The 16,457-nt window shown below is 51.0% G+C and carries 32 protein-coding genes; 2 read left to right on the top strand and 30 right to left on the bottom strand.

The window, feature by feature from the left end; genetic code table 11:
• Positions 1-4: 4 nt before the first annotated feature.
• On the top strand, positions 5-1,381 hold the full coding sequence (gene trkA, locus H7R76_RS02445; protein WP_106930850.1) for a Trk system potassium transporter TrkA: 1,377 nt from the start codon (positions 5-7) through the stop codon (positions 1,379-1,381).
• Positions 1,382-1,528: 147 nt separating this feature from the next.
• Positions 1,529-1,939 carry a large-conductance mechanosensitive channel protein MscL gene (mscL, locus tag H7R76_RS02440; RefSeq protein ID WP_064541658.1) on the top strand — a complete coding sequence of 137 codons (411 nt, stop codon included), beginning with the start codon at positions 1,529-1,531 and terminating at the stop codon, positions 1,937-1,939.
• Here the strand turns inward: mscL and H7R76_RS02435 are convergent, their stop codons facing one another.
• The 30 genes from H7R76_RS02435 to rplC all read right to left on the bottom strand — a co-directional run bounded on the left by H7R76_RS02435 (position 1,940) and on the right by rplC (position 16,429).
• Positions 1,940-2,155: an alternative ribosome-rescue factor A gene (locus H7R76_RS02435; protein ID WP_106930846.1), complete on the bottom strand. Its 216-nt coding sequence runs from the start codon at positions 2,153-2,155 to the stop codon at positions 1,940-1,942.
• Positions 2,156-2,227: 72 nt separating this feature from the next.
• Positions 2,228-2,641: a Zn(2+)-responsive transcriptional regulator gene (gene zntR, locus H7R76_RS02430; RefSeq protein WP_182966892.1), complete on the bottom strand. Its 414-nt coding sequence runs from the start codon at positions 2,639-2,641 to the stop codon at positions 2,228-2,230.
• 2 nt (positions 2,642-2,643) lie between these two features.
• Positions 2,644-3,012 carry a DnaJ family domain-containing protein gene (locus H7R76_RS02425; protein ID WP_182967894.1) on the bottom strand — a complete coding sequence of 123 codons (369 nt, stop codon included), beginning with the start codon at positions 3,010-3,012 and terminating at the stop codon, positions 2,644-2,646.
• A 110-nt stretch (positions 3,013-3,122) separates the two neighbouring features.
• Complete coding sequence (gene rplQ, locus H7R76_RS02420; protein ID WP_064541646.1) at positions 3,123-3,509, bottom strand: 50S ribosomal protein L17; 387 nt, start codon at positions 3,507-3,509, stop codon at positions 3,123-3,125.
• Positions 3,510-3,549: 40 nt separating this feature from the next.
• Positions 3,550-4,539 carry a DNA-directed RNA polymerase subunit alpha gene (locus tag H7R76_RS02415; RefSeq protein ID WP_002919219.1) on the bottom strand — a complete coding sequence of 330 codons (990 nt, stop codon included), beginning with the start codon at positions 4,537-4,539 and terminating at the stop codon, positions 3,550-3,552.
• Positions 4,540-4,564: 25 nt separating this feature from the next.
• Positions 4,565-5,185, bottom strand: a complete 621-nt coding sequence (gene rpsD / locus H7R76_RS02410) for a 30S ribosomal protein S4 (RefSeq protein ID WP_038158499.1) — start codon at positions 5,183-5,185, stop codon at positions 4,565-4,567.
• A gap of 33 nt (positions 5,186-5,218) precedes the next feature.
• On the bottom strand, positions 5,219-5,608 hold the full coding sequence (gene rpsK / locus H7R76_RS02405; RefSeq protein ID WP_001029684.1) for a 30S ribosomal protein S11: 390 nt from the start codon (positions 5,606-5,608) through the stop codon (positions 5,219-5,221).
• 16 nt (positions 5,609-5,624) lie between these two features.
• Positions 5,625-5,981, bottom strand: a complete 357-nt coding sequence (gene rpsM, locus H7R76_RS02400; protein WP_013364454.1) for a 30S ribosomal protein S13 — start codon at positions 5,979-5,981, stop codon at positions 5,625-5,627.
• Positions 5,982-6,127: 146 nt separating this feature from the next.
• Complete coding sequence (gene rpmJ, locus H7R76_RS02395; RefSeq protein WP_000868187.1) at positions 6,128-6,244, bottom strand: 50S ribosomal protein L36; 117 nt, start codon at positions 6,242-6,244, stop codon at positions 6,128-6,130.
• A 31-nt stretch (positions 6,245-6,275) separates the two neighbouring features.
• A complete protein-coding gene (gene secY, locus H7R76_RS02390; RefSeq protein WP_015962746.1) occupies positions 6,276-7,607 on the bottom strand; it encodes a preprotein translocase subunit SecY in 1,332 nt (443 codons plus the stop codon).
• 7 nt (positions 7,608-7,614) lie between these two features.
• Positions 7,615-8,049, bottom strand: coding sequence for a 50S ribosomal protein L15 (gene rplO, locus H7R76_RS02385; RefSeq protein ID WP_106930840.1), 435 nt, complete (start codon positions 8,047-8,049; stop codon positions 7,615-7,617).
• 3 nt (positions 8,050-8,052) lie between these two features.
• The gene (rpmD, locus tag H7R76_RS02380; protein WP_003863301.1) at positions 8,053-8,232 is read right to left on the bottom strand and encodes a 50S ribosomal protein L30; all 180 of its coding nucleotides are present in this window, start codon (positions 8,230-8,232) and stop codon (positions 8,053-8,055) included.
• Positions 8,233-8,235: 3 nt separating this feature from the next.
• Positions 8,236-8,739, bottom strand: a complete 504-nt coding sequence (gene rpsE / locus H7R76_RS02375) for a 30S ribosomal protein S5 (protein WP_015962744.1) — start codon at positions 8,737-8,739, stop codon at positions 8,236-8,238.
• Between the two features lie 14 nt (positions 8,740-8,753).
• Positions 8,754-9,107, bottom strand: coding sequence for a 50S ribosomal protein L18 (gene rplR, locus H7R76_RS02370; protein WP_000358960.1), 354 nt, complete (start codon positions 9,105-9,107; stop codon positions 8,754-8,756).
• 9 nt (positions 9,108-9,116) lie between these two features.
• A complete protein-coding gene (gene rplF / locus H7R76_RS02365) occupies positions 9,117-9,650 on the bottom strand; it encodes a 50S ribosomal protein L6 (RefSeq protein ID WP_182966890.1) in 534 nt (177 codons plus the stop codon).
• Between the two features lie 12 nt (positions 9,651-9,662).
• The gene (rpsH, locus tag H7R76_RS02360) at positions 9,663-10,055 is read right to left on the bottom strand and encodes a 30S ribosomal protein S8 (protein WP_003031127.1); all 393 of its coding nucleotides are present in this window, start codon (positions 10,053-10,055) and stop codon (positions 9,663-9,665) included.
• A 30-nt stretch (positions 10,056-10,085) separates the two neighbouring features.
• On the bottom strand, positions 10,086-10,391 hold the full coding sequence (gene rpsN, locus H7R76_RS02355; RefSeq protein WP_064541637.1) for a 30S ribosomal protein S14: 306 nt from the start codon (positions 10,389-10,391) through the stop codon (positions 10,086-10,088).
• A 14-nt stretch (positions 10,392-10,405) separates the two neighbouring features.
• On the bottom strand, positions 10,406-10,945 hold the full coding sequence (gene rplE, locus H7R76_RS02350; protein WP_106930836.1) for a 50S ribosomal protein L5: 540 nt from the start codon (positions 10,943-10,945) through the stop codon (positions 10,406-10,408).
• A 14-nt stretch (positions 10,946-10,959) separates the two neighbouring features.
• On the bottom strand, positions 10,960-11,274 hold the full coding sequence (rplX, locus tag H7R76_RS02345) for a 50S ribosomal protein L24 (protein WP_003863287.1): 315 nt from the start codon (positions 11,272-11,274) through the stop codon (positions 10,960-10,962).
• A gap of 10 nt (positions 11,275-11,284) precedes the next feature.
• Positions 11,285-11,656, bottom strand: a complete 372-nt coding sequence (gene rplN / locus H7R76_RS02340; RefSeq protein WP_000613954.1) for a 50S ribosomal protein L14 — start codon at positions 11,654-11,656, stop codon at positions 11,285-11,287.
• A gap of 163 nt (positions 11,657-11,819) precedes the next feature.
• Positions 11,820-12,074 carry a 30S ribosomal protein S17 gene (gene rpsQ, locus H7R76_RS02335; RefSeq protein ID WP_035894980.1) on the bottom strand — a complete coding sequence of 85 codons (255 nt, stop codon included), beginning with the start codon at positions 12,072-12,074 and terminating at the stop codon, positions 11,820-11,822.
• Positions 12,074-12,265, bottom strand: a complete 192-nt coding sequence (gene rpmC, locus H7R76_RS02330; protein ID WP_002919754.1) for a 50S ribosomal protein L29 — start codon at positions 12,263-12,265, stop codon at positions 12,074-12,076. The genes rpsQ and rpmC overlap by 1 nt, the downstream gene beginning before the upstream one ends.
• Positions 12,265-12,675, bottom strand: coding sequence for a 50S ribosomal protein L16 (gene rplP / locus H7R76_RS02325; protein ID WP_035894979.1), 411 nt, complete (start codon positions 12,673-12,675; stop codon positions 12,265-12,267). Before rplP ends, rpmC begins: the two co-directional genes overlap by 1 nt.
• 12 nt (positions 12,676-12,687) lie before the next feature.
• Positions 12,688-13,386: a 30S ribosomal protein S3 gene (gene rpsC / locus H7R76_RS02320; protein ID WP_006817277.1), complete on the bottom strand. Its 699-nt coding sequence runs from the start codon at positions 13,384-13,386 to the stop codon at positions 12,688-12,690.
• A gap of 17 nt (positions 13,387-13,403) precedes the next feature.
• A complete protein-coding gene (rplV, locus tag H7R76_RS02315) occupies positions 13,404-13,736 on the bottom strand; it encodes a 50S ribosomal protein L22 (RefSeq protein ID WP_035894978.1) in 333 nt (110 codons plus the stop codon).
• A 14-nt stretch (positions 13,737-13,750) separates the two neighbouring features.
• Positions 13,751-14,029, bottom strand: a complete 279-nt coding sequence (gene rpsS / locus H7R76_RS02310; RefSeq protein ID WP_001138117.1) for a 30S ribosomal protein S19 — start codon at positions 14,027-14,029, stop codon at positions 13,751-13,753.
• A 16-nt stretch (positions 14,030-14,045) separates the two neighbouring features.
• Positions 14,046-14,867, bottom strand: coding sequence for a 50S ribosomal protein L2 (gene rplB / locus H7R76_RS02305; protein ID WP_008457150.1), 822 nt, complete (start codon positions 14,865-14,867; stop codon positions 14,046-14,048).
• A gap of 17 nt (positions 14,868-14,884) precedes the next feature.
• Positions 14,885-15,187 carry a 50S ribosomal protein L23 gene (rplW, locus tag H7R76_RS02300; RefSeq protein ID WP_000617546.1) on the bottom strand — a complete coding sequence of 101 codons (303 nt, stop codon included), beginning with the start codon at positions 15,185-15,187 and terminating at the stop codon, positions 14,885-14,887.
• Positions 15,184-15,789, bottom strand: coding sequence for a 50S ribosomal protein L4 (rplD, locus tag H7R76_RS02295; protein ID WP_000424395.1), 606 nt, complete (start codon positions 15,787-15,789; stop codon positions 15,184-15,186). Before rplD ends, rplW begins: the two co-directional genes overlap by 4 nt.
• Positions 15,790-15,799: 10 nt before the next feature.
• Positions 15,800-16,429 carry a 50S ribosomal protein L3 gene (gene rplC / locus H7R76_RS02290; RefSeq protein WP_064541630.1) on the bottom strand — a complete coding sequence of 210 codons (630 nt, stop codon included), beginning with the start codon at positions 16,427-16,429 and terminating at the stop codon, positions 15,800-15,802.
• Positions 16,430-16,457: the final 28 nt, after the last annotated feature.

Here is a 16,457-nt window from a genome sequence, read left to right as displayed (position 1 = left end):
ACTGATGAAAATTATCATTCTGGGCGCCGGACAAGTCGGCGGCACGCTGGCGGAAAACCTGGTCGGGGAAAACAACGACATCACCATCGTTGACACCAACGGCGAGCGCCTGCGCAGCCTGCAGGACAAATTCGACCTCCGCGTTGTGCAAGGCCATGCCTCACATCCTCGCGTGCTGCGCGAGGCGGGTGCTGACGATGCCGATATGCTGGTTGCTGTGACCAGTTCGGATGAAACGAATATGGTCGCCTGCCAGGTCGCCTACTCATTATTCAATACGCCTAACCGCATCGCACGAATCCGCTCACCGGACTATGTGCGCGACGCCGATAAGCTGTTCCAGAGCGACGCCGTACCGATCGACCATCTCATCGCACCTGAACAGCTGGTCATTGACAACATCTACCGCCTGATCGAATACCCAGGTGCGCTGCAGGTCGTCAATTTCGCCGAAGGCAAGGTCAGCCTGGCAGTAGTGAAGGCGTATTACGGTGGCCCGCTAGTGGGTAATGCCCTGTCGACCATGCGCGAGCATATGCCCCACATTGATACCCGCGTGGCGGCCATCTTCCGTCATGATCGCCCTATTCGTCCGCAAGGTTCCACTATTGTGGAAGCCGGGGATGAAGTGTTCTTTATTGCCGCATCACAGCATATTCGCGCGGTCATGAGCGAGCTTCAGCGGCTGGAAAAACCGTATAAGCGCATCATGCTGGTTGGCGGCGGCAATATCGGCGCCGGCCTGGCACGCCGTCTGGAAAAAGATTACAGCGTGAAGCTGATTGAACGTAATCAGCAGCGCGCGGCCGAACTGGCAGAGAAGCTGCAAAATACCATCGTCTTCTTTGGTGATGCATCGGATCAAGAGCTGCTGGCGGAAGAGCATATCGATCAAGTTGATCTGTTCATCGCCGTCACCAACGACGATGAAGCGAATATCATGTCCGCAATGCTGGCCAAGCGGATGGGCGCCAAAAAAGTGATGGTGTTGATCCAACGCCGCGCCTATGTCGATCTGGTTCAGGGCAGCGTTATCGATATTGCGATCTCGCCACAGCAGGCCACGATCTCTGCGCTGCTGAGCCACGTGCGCAAAGCGGATATTGTTGGCGTCTCGTCACTGCGTCGTGGCGTTGCCGAGGCAATTGAAGCCGTTGCTCACGGTGATGAAAGCACATCGCGGGTGGTTGGGCGCGTGATTGACGAAATCAAACTGCCGCCGGGTACGATTATCGGCGCAGTGGTCCGCGGGAATGACGTTATGATTGCCAATGATAATTTGCGCATTGAACAAGGCGATCACGTCATTATGTTCCTGACCGACAAAAAATATATTTCCGACGTAGAGCGATTGTTCCAGCCCAGCCCCTTCTTCCTTTAATTTTCCAAAGGCGCTCAAAAGGGCGCCTTTTTATTAACCCTCTCATATTTCAGGGTTAATTAATGCCGTCATATTTATTATCACCAATGGAAATTAGATAAACATTTGTTAAACTTATAAACGTCAGCTAGCACAAGGGAGAATAAAATGAGCATTATTAAAGAGTTTCGCGAATTCGCGATGCGGGGAAATGTTGTTGATTTGGCAGTGGGTGTCATTATTGGTGCGGCGTTTGGCAAGATTGTGTCATCTCTCGTTGCAGACATCATCATGCCGCCGCTGGGTCTTTTAATCGGTGGGATTGATTTCAAACAGTTTGCAGTGACGCTGCGTGACGCACAGGGTGATATTCCTGCCGTGGTCATGCATTACGGCGTATTCATCCAGAACGTATTTGATTTTATTATTGTCGCTTTCGCTATCTTTATGGCCATTAAGCTGATGAACAAGCTTAACCGTAAGAAAGAAGAACCGGCTGCCGCTCCGGCGCCAACAAAAGAAGAAGTGCTGCTGTCCGAAATTCGCGATCTGCTGAAAGAACAGAATAACCGTTCTTAATCAGGCCGCAGAAAGCAGAAAGCCAGTGGTAAAAAAGCACATTGCTTGTTTGCCACTGGCCTCCCGACCATATTGTTTACCGTGTTTTTCCTTACGTAAGTAGCTCCCTTTCCCTTTTTTGTTTTTCTCAACGCGCTGACGAAACAGCGGGTCATGCAACAGCGCTTCAAGCGCATTATCTTTAATCTGCCCCTTCGTATGCTGATAGCGGCTCATAAAATATCTCCAGTTGGGGTTATTGATACGCGGCGAGTGTAGATCTCATGGTTCAAAAATTCAACAATGATTTCACGACGCCCCAGCGCCCTGTTCAAGAATACTGAGAATGGAGCAAAATTCACTGCTGTGCGCGCTTCCACAGCAGGCATCATTCAGCTGTTTGAGCGCGTGCTGCATCGACTGCAGCTCTTCAATACGCAACTCCACTTCGCTGAGTCTGGCCTGGACAATGCTCTTAGATTCCTGGCAGGTATGGTGTTCCGGATCCACACGGATCGACAACAATTCGCGGATCGATTCGAGTGTAAAACCAAGCTGCCGCGCATAACGAATGAACTTCAGACGTTGAAGATCGTCGGCAGTATAGAGCCTGAACCCGCCTTCGGTGCGTACATCATGGCTCATCATCTGCTGCTTTTCATAATAACGGACGGTGTCTGGGGTGACGCCTGCGTGTTTTGCCAGCTCGCCAATTCGGTACATTGCTACTCCTCATTAATTTTTTGCATGAGTTTATCGGCATAATCACCGCGCAAAAACTCGGTGCTCAGTCCCGCCTGCTGGAGCTTTAGCTCCATCAGCGCCAGCCTACGGCTCAGCTCATGGTAACGCTCGTCCTCACGACGAATGCCTTTCAGCAGGTCGGCCAGCGCCATCGCTTCTTTACGTTGTTCAAGCTCAGGAGGTAAACAGCCTGCATTCTTCAACAGCCGGTAGCCGGAACGCAGTTCTGCCGGTACGGCGGAATCATCATCTAGGCTCAGCGGTTCACCCTGACCAGGAAGGTTATCAAATTCGCCTTTACGCTGGGCATCGCTGATATGACGTTCAGCCCATTGGTCCAGTAGCCACATCATTCGACTCCGTTGAATTGAACAAAAACAATACGGCTATTGTAGATAGGATGGGGGAAGAGGGGATATAAAAAAACCCGCCGAGGCGGGTTTTTTTACTTTACTGCAAATTACTCTGCAGCTGCTTCTGCTTTCGGCTCAGCACGATCAACCAGCTCGATGTATGCCATCGGCGCGTTGTCGCCTGCACGGAAGCCACACTTCAGAATGCGAGTGTAACCACCGGTACGGCTCGCGAAACGCGGGCCCAGCTCGTTAAACAGTTTTGCCACGATCTCGTTATCACGAGTACGGGCGAATGCCAGACGACGATTAGCAACGCTATCAGTCTTGGCAAGAGTAATCAGCGGCTCAACTACGCGACGCAGTTCTTTCGCTTTAGGCAGGGTCGTCTTGATGATTTCATGACGAACCAGAGAACCTGCCATGTTGCGGAACATAGCCTGGCGATGGCTGCTGTTGCGGTTCAGTTGACGACCACTCTTACGATGGCGCATGACCTTATCCTTCTCAGTAAAACCTTAACCTGTGATCCGGTTACTCGTCAGCAATGCTTGCCGGCGGCCAGTTTTCCAGGCGCATGCCCAGAGACAGACCACGTGAAGCCAGCACGTCTTTAATCTCGGTAAGAGATTTTTTACCCAGGTTCGGCGTTTTCAGCAACTCAACCTCGGTACGCTGTACCAGATCACCGATATAGTGGATAGCTTCTGCCTTGAGGCAGTTAGCAGAGCGGACAGTCAATTCCAGATCGTCAACAGGGCGCAGCAGGATCGGATCGAATTCTGGTTTCTCTTCTTTCACTTCCGGCTGACGTACATCACGTAAATCAACGAAAGCTTCCAGTTGTTCTGCCAGGATGGTTGCCGCACGACGAATCGCCTCTTCAGGATCGATTGTGCCGTTGGTTTCCATTTCGATGACCAGCTTGTCCAGGTCGGTACGCTGTTCTACACGCGCTGCTTCAACATTGTAGGCAATACGCTCTACAGGGCTGTAGCAGGCGTCGACCAACAGACGGCCGATCGGGCGCTCATCTTCTTCCGAATGAATTCGGGCAGAAGCCGGCACATAACCGCGACCGCGCTGAACTTTGATACGCATGCTAATAGCGGCGTTCTCATCGGTCAGGTGGCAGATCACGTGCTGCGGCTTGACGATTTCGACATCCCCATCATGGGTGATATCGGCTGCGGTCACAGGGCCAATGCCAGATTTATTCAAGGTAAGAATAACTTCATCTTTACCCTGAACTCTCACCGCCAGCCCTTTCAGGTTGAGCAGGATTTCAAGGATATCTTCCTGAACGCCTTCTTTGGTGCTGTACTCATGAAGTACACCATCAATCTCAACCTCGGTCACCGCGCAACCCGGCATCGATGAGAGCAGAATACGGCGCAGTGCGTTACCCAGAGTATGGCCAAAGCCACGCTCTAAAGGCTCAAGGGTCACCTTGGCGTGCGTCGAACTCACTTGCTCGATATCTACCAGGCGCGGTTTTAGAAACTCTGTCACAGAACCCTGCATTGTGTCCTCTCTTTGGTACTAAGCTTTACTTGGAGTAAAGCTCGACGATCAGGTGTTCGTTAATGTCCGCAGACAGATCAGAACGCTCAGGCTGACGCTTGAACGTGCCTTCCATCTTGCCAGCATCAACTTCCAGCCAGGTTGGCTTTTCACGCTGTTCAGCCAGCTCCAGAGCGGCTTTAACGCGAGATTGCTTTTTCGCTTTCTCACGGATGCTAACAACGTCATTCGCTTTAACCTGATAAGAAGCGATGTTAACAACACGACCGTTTACCATGATTGCTTTATGGCTAACCAGCTGACGTGCTTCTGCACGAGTGGCGCCGAAGCCCATACGGTATACTACGTTGTCCAGACGACCTTCCAGCAGAGCCAACAGGTTTTCACCGGTGTTGCCTTTCAGACGTGCTGCTTCTTTGTAATAGTTACGGAACTGACGCTCCAGCACGCCGTAGATACGACGAACTTTCTGCTTTTCACGCAACTGCACACCATAGTCAGACAGACGCGGTTTACGCGCACCGTGCTGGCCAGGAGCTTGTTCAATTTTACACTTGGTATCGATCGCGCGAACGCCAGACTTAAGGAATAAGTCGGTGCCCTCACGACGGCTCAGCTTGAGCTTAGGACCCAAATATCTTGCCATTTTCTTTCTCCAACAAACCTGGAAAACGAAGCGTTATACGCGACGTTTCTTCGGCGGACGACAACCGTTATGAGGGATCGGAGTCACATCAGTAATATTAGTGATGCGGAAACCAGCGGCGTTCAGAGCACGAATAGTAGATTCGCGGCCTGGACCCGGACCTTTAACCATAACTTCCAGATTCTTGATGCCGTATTCTTTAACGGCGTCAGCGCAACGCTCTGCTGCAACCTGAGCTGCAAACGGAGTGGATTTACGCGAACCACGGAAACCGGAACCACCGGCTGTTGCCCAACCCAGCGCGTTACCCTGACGATCAGTAATGGTAACGATGGTGTTGTTGAAAGAAGCATGGATATGAGCCACGCCGTCAGAGACTTGCTTTCTTACACGTTTACGTGCACGAATTGGTGCCTTTGCCATTATTCAATCACCCCGATTATTTCTTGATCGGTTTGCGCGGACCCTTACGGGTACGTGCGTTGGTCTTGGTACGCTGACCGCGAACCGGGAGACCACGACGATGACGCAAACCGCGATAGCAACCAAGATCCATCAGGCGCTTGATGCTCATGCTAATTTCACGGCGCAGATCACCTTCAACGACAAATTTGGCAACTTCGTCACGCAGCGTGTCGATTTGTCCTTCAGACAGCTCACTGATCTTAACATTTTCAGCGATACCCGCAGCAGCCAGAATGGCTTTAGAACGGGTCTTACCGACGCCGTAGATCGAGGTTAACGCGATCACAGCATGTTTCTGATCAGGAATGTTAATGCCTGCTATACGGGCCACTATGCACTCCTACTATTTAATATGTACGCACCATGCTGAAAAGCCCGTTTTCAGGATACTCAAATGGAAACGTACAGACATACAAAAGATTGGCTGGCTAATCTAGCCAGCTCAACCCAACTTTGCAAGAAAAATATGCGAAAAAATCAGCCTTGGCGCTGTTTATGCTTCGGCTCGGCACTGCAAATCACACGGATGACACCATCACGCTTAACGATTTTGCAGTTACGGCATAATTTCTTGACGGAAGCACGAACTTTCATTTTTACTCTCCGTAACTTCTCGGGCGACCAATTAACGGCCGTAGCCTTTCAGGTTCGCCTTCTTCAATGCAGACTCGTACTGACTTGACATCATCAGAGTTTGCACTTGAGCCATAAAGTCCATAATCACGACAACAACGATCAGTAGCGATGTCCCACCGAAGTAGAACGGCACTTTCATTGCATCACGCATGAACTCCGGGATCAGGCAGATAAAAGTAATATACAATGCACCAACGAGTGTCAGGCGAGTCATTACTTTATCGATATACTTCGCCGTTTGCTCTCCCGGACGAATTCCTGGTACAAATGCACCGGACTTCTTCAGGTTATCTGCTGTTTCACGCGGGTTGAAGACCAACGCCGTGTAGAAGAAACAGAAGAAGATGATTGCAGACGCATAGAGTAACACATAAAGCGGTTGCCCAGGCTGCAAATACAGCGAAATTGTTGTCAGCCAGTTCCAACCGGTACCGCCCCCGAACCATGACGCGATGGTCGCAGGGAACAGAATAATACTGGAAGCGAAGATTGCCGGGATTACCCCTGCCATATTCACTTTCAGCGGTAAATGTGTGCTCTGTGCAGCATAGACACGACGACCCTGCTGACGTTTCGCGTAGTTTACCACAATGCGGCGTTGACCACGTTCAACAAATACAACAAAGAACGTCACTGCAAACACTAATACTGCAACCAACAGCAACAGGAGGAAGTGCAGGTCGCCTTGACGCGCTTGCTCGATAGTATGGGCAATGGCTGGCGGGAGTCCCGCAACGATACCAGCGAAGATAATGATCGAGATACCGTTACCGATACCGCGTTCAGTGATCTGTTCGCCGAGCCACATCAGGAACATGGTCCCTGTAACCAGACTTACAACAGCGGTGAAATAGAATGCAAAGCCTGGATTGATTACCAGGCCCTGCATACCAGGCATATTCGGCAGACCGGTAGCAATACCGATCGACTGGAATATCGCCAGCACCAGAGTACCGTAGCGGGTGTACTGGCTGATCTTACGACGACCAGACTCCCCTTCTTTCTTGATTTCAGCCAGCGTTGGATGAACCACCGTCAGCAGCTGGATAATGATCGACGCCGAAATATACGGCATGATCCCCAGAGCAAAAATAGAAGCACGGCTGAGAGCACCACCAGAGAACATGTTGAACATTTCAATGATGGTGCCTCGCTGTTGCTCAAGCAGTTTGGCAAGTACAGCGGCATCAATACCAGGGATCGGAATAAAAGAGCCAATACGGAACACAATAAGCGCACCGATTACAAACAACAGTCTGCGTTTCAGCTCGCCTAAGCCACCTTTGGCACTTTGAAAATCTAATCCCGGTTGTTTAGCCATCTGCTACTTATTCCTCGATTTTACCGCCAGCAGCTTCGATAGCAGCACGAGCGCCTTTAGTAACACGCAGGCCACGAACAGTTACCGGAGTAGAAACTTCACCAGCCAGGATCACTTTCGCGAACTCGATCTGGACACCGATAATGTTAGCTGCTTTCAGCGTGTTCAGGTCAACAATACCGCCTTCCACTTTCGCCAGGTCAGACAGACGGATTTCCGCTGTGATCGCTGCTTTGCGAGAAGTGAAGCCGAATTTCGGCAGACGACGGTACAGAGGCATCTGACCACCCTCGAAACCACGACGTACGCCACCGCCAGAACGAGACTTCTGACCTTTGTGACCACGACCGCCGGTTTTACCGAGGCCAGAACCGATACCACGACCCAGACGGCGACCCGCCTTTTTAGAGCCTTCGGCCGGAGACAGAGTATTTAAACGCATCTCTTACTCCTCAACTTTAACCATGAAGTAAACCGCGTTGACCATACCGCGAACAGCAGGAGTATCCTCGCGCTCTACGGTGTGACCAATACGACGCAGACCCAGGCCAAGCAGCGTTGCCTTGTGTTTCGGCAGACGACCGATTGCACTGCGGGTTTGAGTAATTTTAATAGTCTTTGCCATGGTTTATTTCCCCAGAATTTCTTCAACGGATTTACCACGCTTGGCAGCGACCATTTCCGGAGATTTCATATTTTCCAGACCGTCGATAGTTGCACGAACCACGTTAATCGGGTTAGTGGAACCATACGCTTTAGCCAGAACGTTACGAACTCCAGCGACTTCCAGAACGGCGCGCATTGCACCACCGGCGATGATACCGGTACCTTCGGAAGCCGGCTGCATGAATACACGAGAACCCGTGTGAGTACCCTTAACCGGGTGCTGCAGGGTGCCAGTATTCAGCGCGACGTTAATCATATTGCGACGGGCTTTTTCCATCGCTTTCTGGATCGCTGCTGGAACTTCACGCGCTTTACCGTAACCAAAACCAACGCGACCGTTACCATCGCCTACTACAGTCAGAGCTGTGAAGGAGAAAATACGACCACCTTTAACGGTTTTAGATACGCGGTTTACCGCGATCAGCTTTTCCTGCAGTTCGCCAGCTTGTTTTTCGATGTGAGCCATCTTACACCTCTACCTTAGAACTGAAGGCCAGCTTCACGGGCAGCATCTGCCAGTGCCTGGACACGACCATGATATTGGAACCCGGAACGGTCAAAGGACACATCTTTGATGCCTTTTTCCAGAGCGCGTTCGGCGACAGCTTTACCCACAGCTGCAGCAGCGTCTTTGTTACCGGTGTACTTCAGTTGTTCAGCGATAGCTTTTTCTACAGTAGAAGCAGCTACCAGAACTTCGGAACCGTTCGGTGCAATTACCTGTGCGTAAATATGACGCGGGGTACGATGTACCACCAGGCGAGTTGCGCCCAGCTCCTGGAGCTTGCGGCGTGCGCGGGTCGCACGACGGATACGAGCAGATTTCTTATCCATAGTGTTACCTTACTTCTTCTTAGCCTCTTTGGTACGCACGACTTCGTCGGCGTAACGAACACCCTTGCCTTTGTAAGGCTCAGGACGACGGTAGGCGCGCAGATCCGCTGCAACCTGACCGATCACCTGCTTATCAGCGCCTTTCAGCACGATTTCAGTTTGAGTCGGACATTCAGCAGTAATACCTGCCGGCAGCTGATGTTCAACCGGGTGAGAGAAACCTAAAGACAGGTTTACTACGTTCCCTTTGACCGCTGCACGATAACCTACACCAACCAGCTGCAGCTTCTTAGTGAAGCCTTCGGTAACACCGATAACCATTGAGTTCAGCAGGGCACGCGCGGTACCAGCCTGAGCCCAACCGTCTACGTAACCATCACGCGGACCGAAGGTCAGAGCATTATCTGCATGTTTAACTTCAACAGCATCGTTGAGAGTACGAGTCAGCTCGCCGTTTTTACCTTTGATCGCAATAACCTGACCGTTGATTTTTACATCAACGCCGGCAGGAACAACGACCGGTGCTTTAGCAACACGAGACATTTTTTCCTCCGATTAGGCTACGTAGCAGATAATTTCGCCACCAAGACCAGCCTGGCGCGCTGCACGATCAGTCATAACACCTTTAGAGGTAGAAACAACTGCGATACCCATGCCTGCCATAACTTTCGGCAGCTCGTCTTTACGCTTATAAATGCGCAGACCTGGGCGACTGACACGCTGAATGCTTTCTACAACAGCTTTACCCTGGAAATACTTAAGAGTCAGTTCCAGTTCCGGCTTGGTGTCGCCTTCAACTTTAAAATCTTCAATAAAACCTTCTTCCTTCAGCACGTTGGCAATTGCCACTTTCAGCTTGGAGGAAGGCATGGTGACCGCAGCTTTATTCGCGGCCTGACCGTTACGGATACGGGTCAGCATATCCGCGATCGGATCTTGCATGCTCATCTGTCTTTACTCCCGTGATTCAATTGGTAATTACCAGCTAGCCTTTTTCAAGCCCGGTACTTCACCGCGCATAGCGGCTTCACGAAGCTTAATACGGCTCAACCCGAACTTGCCCACATAGCCATGCGGACGACCTGTTTGACGGCAGCGTTTACGCTGACGAGACGGGCTGGAATCACGCGGCAGAGACTGCAGCTTGAGAACTGCGTTCCAACGATCTTCGTCGGTCGCGTTCACATCAGAGATAATAGCTTTCAGTTCAGCGCGTTTTGCGAAGTACTTATCAGCTAAAGCTACGCGCTTTACTTCGCGTGCTTTCATTGATTGCTTAGCCATTCAGTAACCCTACCTTACTTGCGGAACGGGAAGTCAAAGGCAGCCAGCAGAGCACGGCCTTCTTCGTCAGATTTCGCAGTAGTGGTAATGGTAATATCCAAACCACGCACGCGGTCGACTTTATCGTAGTCGATTTCTGGGAAGATGATCTGCTCACGGACACCCATGCTGTAGTTACCACGACCGTCGAAAGACTTAGAGGACAAGCCACGGAAGTCACGGATACGCGGTACAGCAATAGTGATCAGGCGCTCAAAGAACTCCCACATGCGTTCGCCACGCAGAGTTACTTTACAGCCGATCGGATAGCCCTGACGGATTTTGAAGCCTGCAACTGATTTGCGTGCTTTGGTGATCAGCGGTTTTTGACCGGAGATTGCTGTCAGATCAGCTGCTGCATTATCCAGCAGTTTCTTGTCAGCGATCGCTTCACCAACACCCATGTTCAGGGTGATCTTCTCGACCCGAGGGACTTGCATGACAGAATTGTAGTTAAACTCAGACATGAGTTTAGCGACTACTTCGTCTTTGTAGTAATCATGCAGTTTCGCCATCGTACTACTCCAAATTACTTGATAGTTTCGCTGTTAGACTTGAAGAAACGGACTTTTTTGCCGTCTTCGAATCTAAAGCCTACACGGTCAGCCTTGCCGGTAGCCGCATTGAAGATTGCAACGTTGGAAACCTGAATAGCGGCTTCTTTTTCAACGATGCCACCCGGTTGGTTCAGGGCCGGAACCGGCTTCTGATGTTTCTTAACCAGGTTGATACCTTCAACGACAAGTTTGCCGGAAGACAGAACATTTTTTACTTTACCGCGCTTACCTTTATCTTTACCGGTTAACACGATAACTTCGTCATCACGACGGATTTTAGCTGCCATGATTCGCTCCTTAGAGTACTTCTGGTGCCAGAGAGATAATTTTCATGAACTTCTCGTTACGAAGTTCACGAGTTACCGGCCCAAAAATACGCGTACCGATAGGCTGCTCGCTGTTATTGTTTAAAATAACGCATGCATTACCATCGAAGCGAATGACAGAACCGTCCGGGCGACGAACACCCTTCTTGGTGCGCACCACTACCGCCTTCAGCACATCACCTTTTTTGACCTTACCACGCGGAATTGCTTCTTTGATGGTGATCTTGATGATGTCGCCTACGCCTGCGTAGCGACGGTGCGAGCCACCCAGAACCTTGATACACATTACGCGACGTGCACCGGAGTTGTCGGCGACGTTCAGCATAGTCTGTTCTTGGATCATTTTAGTGCTCCGCTAATGTCAACTACTACTGAGACCCGAATTCAGGTCGTTAAAAAGCCCCATATCGAGGGCGCGGCATTATAACACCGCTTCAACGATAAGGGTAGAAAAAATAAACGGCTCATCGCTGAGCCGTTTATTCGTATCGAGAACGAGTACTGTATTACAGAACCGCTTTCTCTACAACGCGAACCAGCGTCCAGGATTTAGTCTTGGACAGCGGACGGCATTCGCGGATTTCAACCACGTCGCCCATGCCGCATTCGTTGTTCTCGTCATGTACGTGCAGTTTGGTCGTACGTTTGATGAATTTGCCGTATACCGGGTGTTTCACCATACGTTCGATAGCAACAACAATGGATTTCTCCATTTTTGCGCTAACTACGCGACCTTGCAGAGTACGGATTTTATCGGTCATTACGCACCCGCCTTCTGAGTCAGTAAAGTCTTAACGCGTGCAACATCACGACGAACCTGCTTCAGCAGGTGAGTCTGTTGCAGCTGGCCACTTGCAGCCTGCATGCGCAGGTTGAACTGCTCACGCAGCAGGTTCAGCAGCTCAGCGTTCAGCTCTTCAACGCTTTTTTCACGCAGCTCTTTTGCTTTCATTACATCACCGTCTTAGTTACAAAGGTGGTTTTGATCGGCAGTTTCGCTGCAGCGAGGCCGAATGCTTCACGGGCCAGCTCTTCCGGAACACCGTCCATTTCATACAGGACTTTGCCCGGTTGGATCAAGGCAACCCAATACTCCACGTTACCTTTACCTTTACCCATACGCACTGCCAGCGGTTTTTCGGTGATCGGTTTGTCCGGGAATACACGGATCCAGATCTTACCTTGACGCTTAACTGCACGGGTCATTGCACGACGTGCTGCTTCGATCTGACGGGCAGTCAGACGACCACGGCCAACAGCTTTCAGGCCGAAGCTGCCGAAGCTAACATCCGTACCCTGCGCCAGACCGCGGTTACGGCCTTTGTGCACTTTACGGAATTTTGTACGCTTTGGTTGTAACATCAGCGACGCTCCTTATTTACGGCCTTTACGCTGCTGCTTTTTAGGTTGAGCAGCCGGTTCCGGTTGTTCAACAGCAGCCATACCACCCAGGATCTCACCTTTGAAGATCCATACCTTAACGCCGATTACACCATAAGTGGTGTGCGCTTCAGAGGTGTTGTAGTCGATGTCAGCACGCAGAGTGTGCAGCGGTACGCGACCTTCGCGGTACCATTCGGTACGTGCGATTTCCGCGCCGCCCAGACGGCCGCTAACTTCAACTTTGATACCTTTAGCGCCCAGACGCATTGCGTTCTGTACAGCACGCTTCATAGCACGACGGAACATAACGCGACGTTCCAGCTGAGAAGTGATGCTGTCAGCAACCAGTTTTGCGTCCAGTTCAGGCTTACGCACTTCGGCGATATTGATCTGGGCAGGAACGCCAGCAATATCAGCTACGACTTTGCGCAGTTTTTCTACGTCTTCACCTTTCTTACCGATCACGATACCCGGGCGAGCAGTGTGAATGGTCACACGGATGCTCTTAGCCGGACGTTCGATAACGATACGAGATACGGACGCCTTCGCCAGTTCCTTAGTCAGGTACTGACGTACTTTAAAGTCGCTGTCCAGGTTGTCAGCGAATTCTTTGGTGTTCGCAAACCAGGTTGAGTTCCATGGTTTTACAATACCCAGGCGAATACCATTAGGATGTACTTTCTGACCCATTGCTAGTCTCCAGAGTCTCAGCGATCGGACACAACCACAGTGATGTGGCTGGTGCGCTTCAGGATGCGATCTGCACGACCTTTCGCACGCGGCATAATGCGCTTCATGCTCGGGCCTTCGTCTACGAAAATTTTCGTAACTTTCAGATCGTCAATGTCAGCGCCATCGTTGTGTTCAGCGTTAGCAATGGCAGATTCCAGAACTTTCTTGACCAGTACAGCCGCTTTCTTATTGGTGTAGGTCAGAATTTCCAGTGCCTGCGACACTTTCTTACCGCGAATCAGGTCAGCAACAAGGCGAACCTTCTGAGCAGAAGAACGAGCATGGCGATGTTGAGCTAAAGTTTCCATCTCTTCCTCCTACCTTATTTCTTCTTCGCTTTTTTATCAGCAGCGTGGCCGCGATAAGTACGAGTCGGTGCGAATTCACCCAGTTTGTGACCAACCATTTCGTCGGTAACAAAGACTGGAACGTGCTGACGACCATTATGGACAGCGATGGTCAAACCGATCATGTTAGGAAAGATCGTTGAACGACGGGACCAAGTGCGCAGGGGCTTCTTGTCTCCGCTTTCCACCGCTTTCTCTACCTTCTTCAGCAAGTGCAGGTCAATAAAAGGACCTTTCTTGAGAGAACGTGGCATGGCTTATCCTCTAAAATTATTTGCTACGGCGACGTACGATGAATTTATCAGTACGCTTGTTGCTGCGGGTCTTTTTACCTTTGGTCTGAACGCCCCACGGGGATACCGGGTGCTTACCAAAGTTACGACCTTCACCACCACCATGTGGGTGATCGACTGGGTTCATCGCGGTACCGCGAACGGTCGGACGAACACCACGCCAGCGTGCAGCACCGGCTTTACCCAGAACGCGCAGCATATGCTCAGCATTGCCAACTTCGCCCAGAGTTGCACGGCAGTCTGCTTCGACTTTACGCATTTCACCAGAACGCAGACGCAGGGTGACATAAGCACCATCACGAGCAACGATCTGAACGTAAGTACCAGCGGAACGTGCCAGCTGACCGCCTTTACCTGGTTTCATTTCTACGTTATGAACGGTAGAACCAACCGGGATATTGCGCATCGGCAGGGTGTTACCTGCTTTGATTGCAGCATCAACGCCAGACTGAATCTGGTCGCCAGCTTTCAGGCCTTTCGGGGCCAGGATGTAACGGCGCTCGCCGTCTTTGTACAGAACCAGCGCGATGTTCGCGGAGCGGTTCGGATCGTACTCAAGACGTTCAACAACTGCCGGGATACCATCTTTGTTGCGTTTGAAGTCAACAATACGGTAAGCCTGCTTGTGACCACCACCAATGTGACGAGTGGTGATACGGCCATTGTTGTTACGACCACCGGATTTGCTGTTTTTTTCCAGCAGCGGAGCAAAAGGTTTGCCCTTGTGCAGCTCAGGGTTAACCACTTTAACAACGTGGCGACGACCCGGAGATGTCGGTTTACATTTAACAACTGCCATTGTATTACTCCTCCGACTTACTCAGCGCCGCCAACGAAGTCCAGATTCTGGCCTTCCTTCAGGGTGACGTAAGCTTTTTTCCAGTCGCTACGACGACCGATACGCTGTCCGTGACGTTTAACTTTCCCTTTAACAACCAGGGTGTTAACGACTTCGACTTCGACTTCAAACAGTTTCTGCACAGCAGCTTTGATTTCTGCTTTGGTCGCGTCTTTAGCAACTTTGAGAACGATGGTGTTAGTTTTTTCCATCGCAGTAGACGCTTTTTCAGAAACGTGCGGTGCGCGCAGCACCTTCAGCAGACGTTCTTCACGAATCATGCCAGCATCTCCTCAACTTGCTTAACAGCATCAGCAGTCATTACGACTTTGTCGAAGGCGATCAGGCTAACCGGGTCGATACCAGTTGCATCGCGTACGTCAACCTTGTGCAGGTTGCGCGCAGCCAGGAACAGGTTTTCGTCCAGCTCACCGGTGATGATCAGCACATCTTCCAGAGCCATGTCTTTCAGTTTCTGTGCCAGCAGCTTAGTTTTAGGCGCTTCAACAGAGAACTTCTCGACAACGATCAGACGATCCTGACGTACCAGTTCGGACAGGATGCTTTTCAGCGCGCCGCGGTACATCTTTTTGTTAACTTTTTGACTGTGGTCCTGCGGACGAGCAGCGAAGGTCACGCCACCAGAACGCCAGATCGGGCTCTTGATAGAACCTGAACGCGCACGGCCGGTACCTTTCTGGCGCCATGGTTTTTTACCAGAACCAGTTACTTCAGCACGAGTCTTCTGAGCACGAGTACCCTGACGAGCACCAGCTGCATAAGCAACAACAACCTGGTGAACCAGCGCTTCGTTGAAATCACGACCGAAGGTAGTTTCGGAAACAGTCAGCGCGCTCTGCGCGTCTTTCAATACTAATTCCATTGCTATCCCCTTACGCCTTCACAGCTGGTTTAACGATCAGGTCGCAACCGGTCGCACCCGGAACACCACCTTTAACCAGCAGCAGGTTGCGCTCAGCGTCAACACGTACTACGTCCAGGCTCTGAACAGTGACGCGTTCGTTGCCCAGCTGACCTGCCATTTTCTTGCCTTTGAACACTTTGCCCGGAGTCTGGTTCTGACCGATAGAACCCGGAACGCGGTGGGACAAGGAGTTACCGTGAGTAGCGTCCTGGGTACGGAAGTTCCAGCGCTTAACGGTACCAGCGAAACCTTTACCTTTAGAGGTACCGGTTACGTCAACTTTTTTAACGTCAGCAAACAGTTCTACGCTGATGCTCTGACCTACGGTGTATTCTTCACCATCAGCCAGACGGAATTCCCACAGGCCGCGACCGGCTTCTACGCCAGCTTTAGCGAAGTGGCCAGCTTCCGGCTTAGTTACACGGTTAGCTTTTTTAGCACCAGTGGTAACCTGAACAGCGCGATAGCCATCGTTAGCCAGATCTTTGATCTGAGTAACGCGGTTTGCTTCAACTTCGATAACGGTTACTGGGATAGATACGCCATCTTCAGTGAAGATGCGGGTCATACCCACTTTTTTACCGACTAAACCAATCATTGTATCAACCTCTCAATCGCTCGATGAC

This window comes from Klebsiella sp. WP8-S18-ESBL-06 (assembly GCF_014169755.1).
GTDB classification, from domain to species: Bacteria; Pseudomonadota; Gammaproteobacteria; order Enterobacterales; family Enterobacteriaceae; genus Kluyvera; species Kluyvera ascorbata_B.
The sequence above is the reverse complement of the archived record's forward strand: the minus strand, read 5'-3'. Positions and strand labels throughout refer to the sequence as shown.

Bases quoted from the DNA above. Each gene is read 5' to 3' on its own strand.
- H7R76_RS02415 (WP_002919219.1), bottom strand. From the start codon at position 4,539: ATGCAGGGTTCTGTGACAGAGTTTCTAAAACCGCGCCTGGTAGATATC.
- rpsE (WP_015962744.1), bottom strand. From the start codon at position 8,739: ATGGCTCACATCGAAAAACAAGCTGGCGAACTGCAGGAAAAGCTGATC.
- rpsS (WP_001138117.1), bottom strand. From the start codon at position 14,029: ATGCCACGTTCTCTCAAGAAAGGTCCTTTTATTGACCTGCACTTGCTG.
- H7R76_RS02435 (WP_106930846.1), bottom strand. From the start codon at position 2,155: ATGAGCCGCTATCAGCATACGAAGGGGCAGATTAAAGATAATGCGCTT.
- mscL (WP_064541658.1), top strand. From the start codon at position 1,529: ATGAGCATTATTAAAGAGTTTCGCGAATTCGCGATGCGGGGAAATGTT.
- rplQ (WP_064541646.1), bottom strand. From the start codon at position 3,509: ATGCGCCATCGTAAGAGTGGTCGTCAACTGAACCGCAACAGCAGCCAT.
- rplP (WP_035894979.1), bottom strand. From the start codon at position 12,675: ATGTTACAACCAAAGCGTACAAAATTCCGTAAAGTGCACAAAGGCCGT.
- rpsQ (WP_035894980.1), bottom strand. From the start codon at position 12,074: ATGACCGATAAAATCCGTACTCTGCAAGGTCGCGTAGTTAGCGCAAAA.
- rpsN (WP_064541637.1), bottom strand. From the start codon at position 10,391: ATGGCTAAGCAATCAATGAAAGCACGCGAAGTAAAGCGCGTAGCTTTA.
- rplB (WP_008457150.1), bottom strand. From the start codon at position 14,867: ATGGCAGTTGTTAAATGTAAACCGACATCTCCGGGTCGTCGCCACGTT.
- rplX (WP_003863287.1), bottom strand. From the start codon at position 11,274: ATGGCAGCTAAAATCCGTCGTGATGACGAAGTTATCGTGTTAACCGGT.
- rpsC (WP_006817277.1), bottom strand. From the start codon at position 13,386: ATGGGTCAGAAAGTACATCCTAATGGTATTCGCCTGGGTATTGTAAAA.
- trkA (WP_106930850.1), top strand. From the start codon at position 5: ATGAAAATTATCATTCTGGGCGCCGGACAAGTCGGCGGCACGCTGGCG.
- secY (WP_015962746.1), bottom strand. From the start codon at position 7,607: ATGGCTAAACAACCGGGATTAGATTTTCAAAGTGCCAAAGGTGGCTTA.
- rplW (WP_000617546.1), bottom strand. From the start codon at position 15,187: ATGATTCGTGAAGAACGTCTGCTGAAGGTGCTGCGCGCACCGCACGTT.
- zntR (WP_182966892.1), bottom strand. From the start codon at position 2,641: ATGTACCGAATTGGCGAGCTGGCAAAACACGCAGGCGTCACCCCAGAC.
- rplC (WP_064541630.1), bottom strand. From the start codon at position 16,429: ATGATTGGTTTAGTCGGTAAAAAAGTGGGTATGACCCGCATCTTCACT.
- rplN (WP_000613954.1), bottom strand. From the start codon at position 11,656: ATGATCCAAGAACAGACTATGCTGAACGTCGCCGACAACTCCGGTGCA.
- rpmJ (WP_000868187.1), bottom strand. From the start codon at position 6,244: ATGAAAGTTCGTGCTTCCGTCAAGAAATTATGCCGTAACTGCAAAATC.
- rpsD (WP_038158499.1), bottom strand. From the start codon at position 5,185: ATGGCAAGATATTTGGGTCCTAAGCTCAAGCTGAGCCGTCGTGAGGGC.
- rplV (WP_035894978.1), bottom strand. From the start codon at position 13,736: ATGGAAACTTTAGCTCAACATCGCCATGCTCGTTCTTCTGCTCAGAAG.
- H7R76_RS02425 (WP_182967894.1), bottom strand. From the start codon at position 3,012: ATGTGGCTACTGGACCAATGGGCTGAACGTCATATCAGCGATGCCCAG.
- rplD (WP_000424395.1), bottom strand. From the start codon at position 15,789: ATGGAATTAGTATTGAAAGACGCGCAGAGCGCGCTGACTGTTTCCGAA.
- rplO (WP_106930840.1), bottom strand. From the start codon at position 8,049: ATGCGTTTAAATACTCTGTCTCCGGCCGAAGGCTCTAAAAAGGCGGGT.
- rplF (WP_182966890.1), bottom strand. From the start codon at position 9,650: ATGTCTCGTGTTGCTAAAGCACCGGTCGTTGTTCCTGCCGGCGTTGAT.
- rpsH (WP_003031127.1), bottom strand. From the start codon at position 10,055: ATGAGCATGCAAGATCCGATCGCGGATATGCTGACCCGTATCCGTAAC.
- rpsK (WP_001029684.1), bottom strand. From the start codon at position 5,608: ATGGCAAAGGCACCAATTCGTGCACGTAAACGTGTAAGAAAGCAAGTC.
- rplE (WP_106930836.1), bottom strand. From the start codon at position 10,945: ATGGCGAAACTGCATGATTACTACAAAGACGAAGTAGTCGCTAAACTC.
- rpmC (WP_002919754.1), bottom strand. From the start codon at position 12,265: ATGAAAGCAAAAGAGCTGCGTGAAAAAAGCGTTGAAGAGCTGAACGCT.
- rpmD (WP_003863301.1), bottom strand. From the start codon at position 8,232: ATGGCAAAGACTATTAAAATTACTCAAACCCGCAGTGCAATCGGTCGT.
- rplR (WP_000358960.1), bottom strand. From the start codon at position 9,107: ATGGATAAGAAATCTGCTCGTATCCGTCGTGCGACCCGCGCACGCCGC.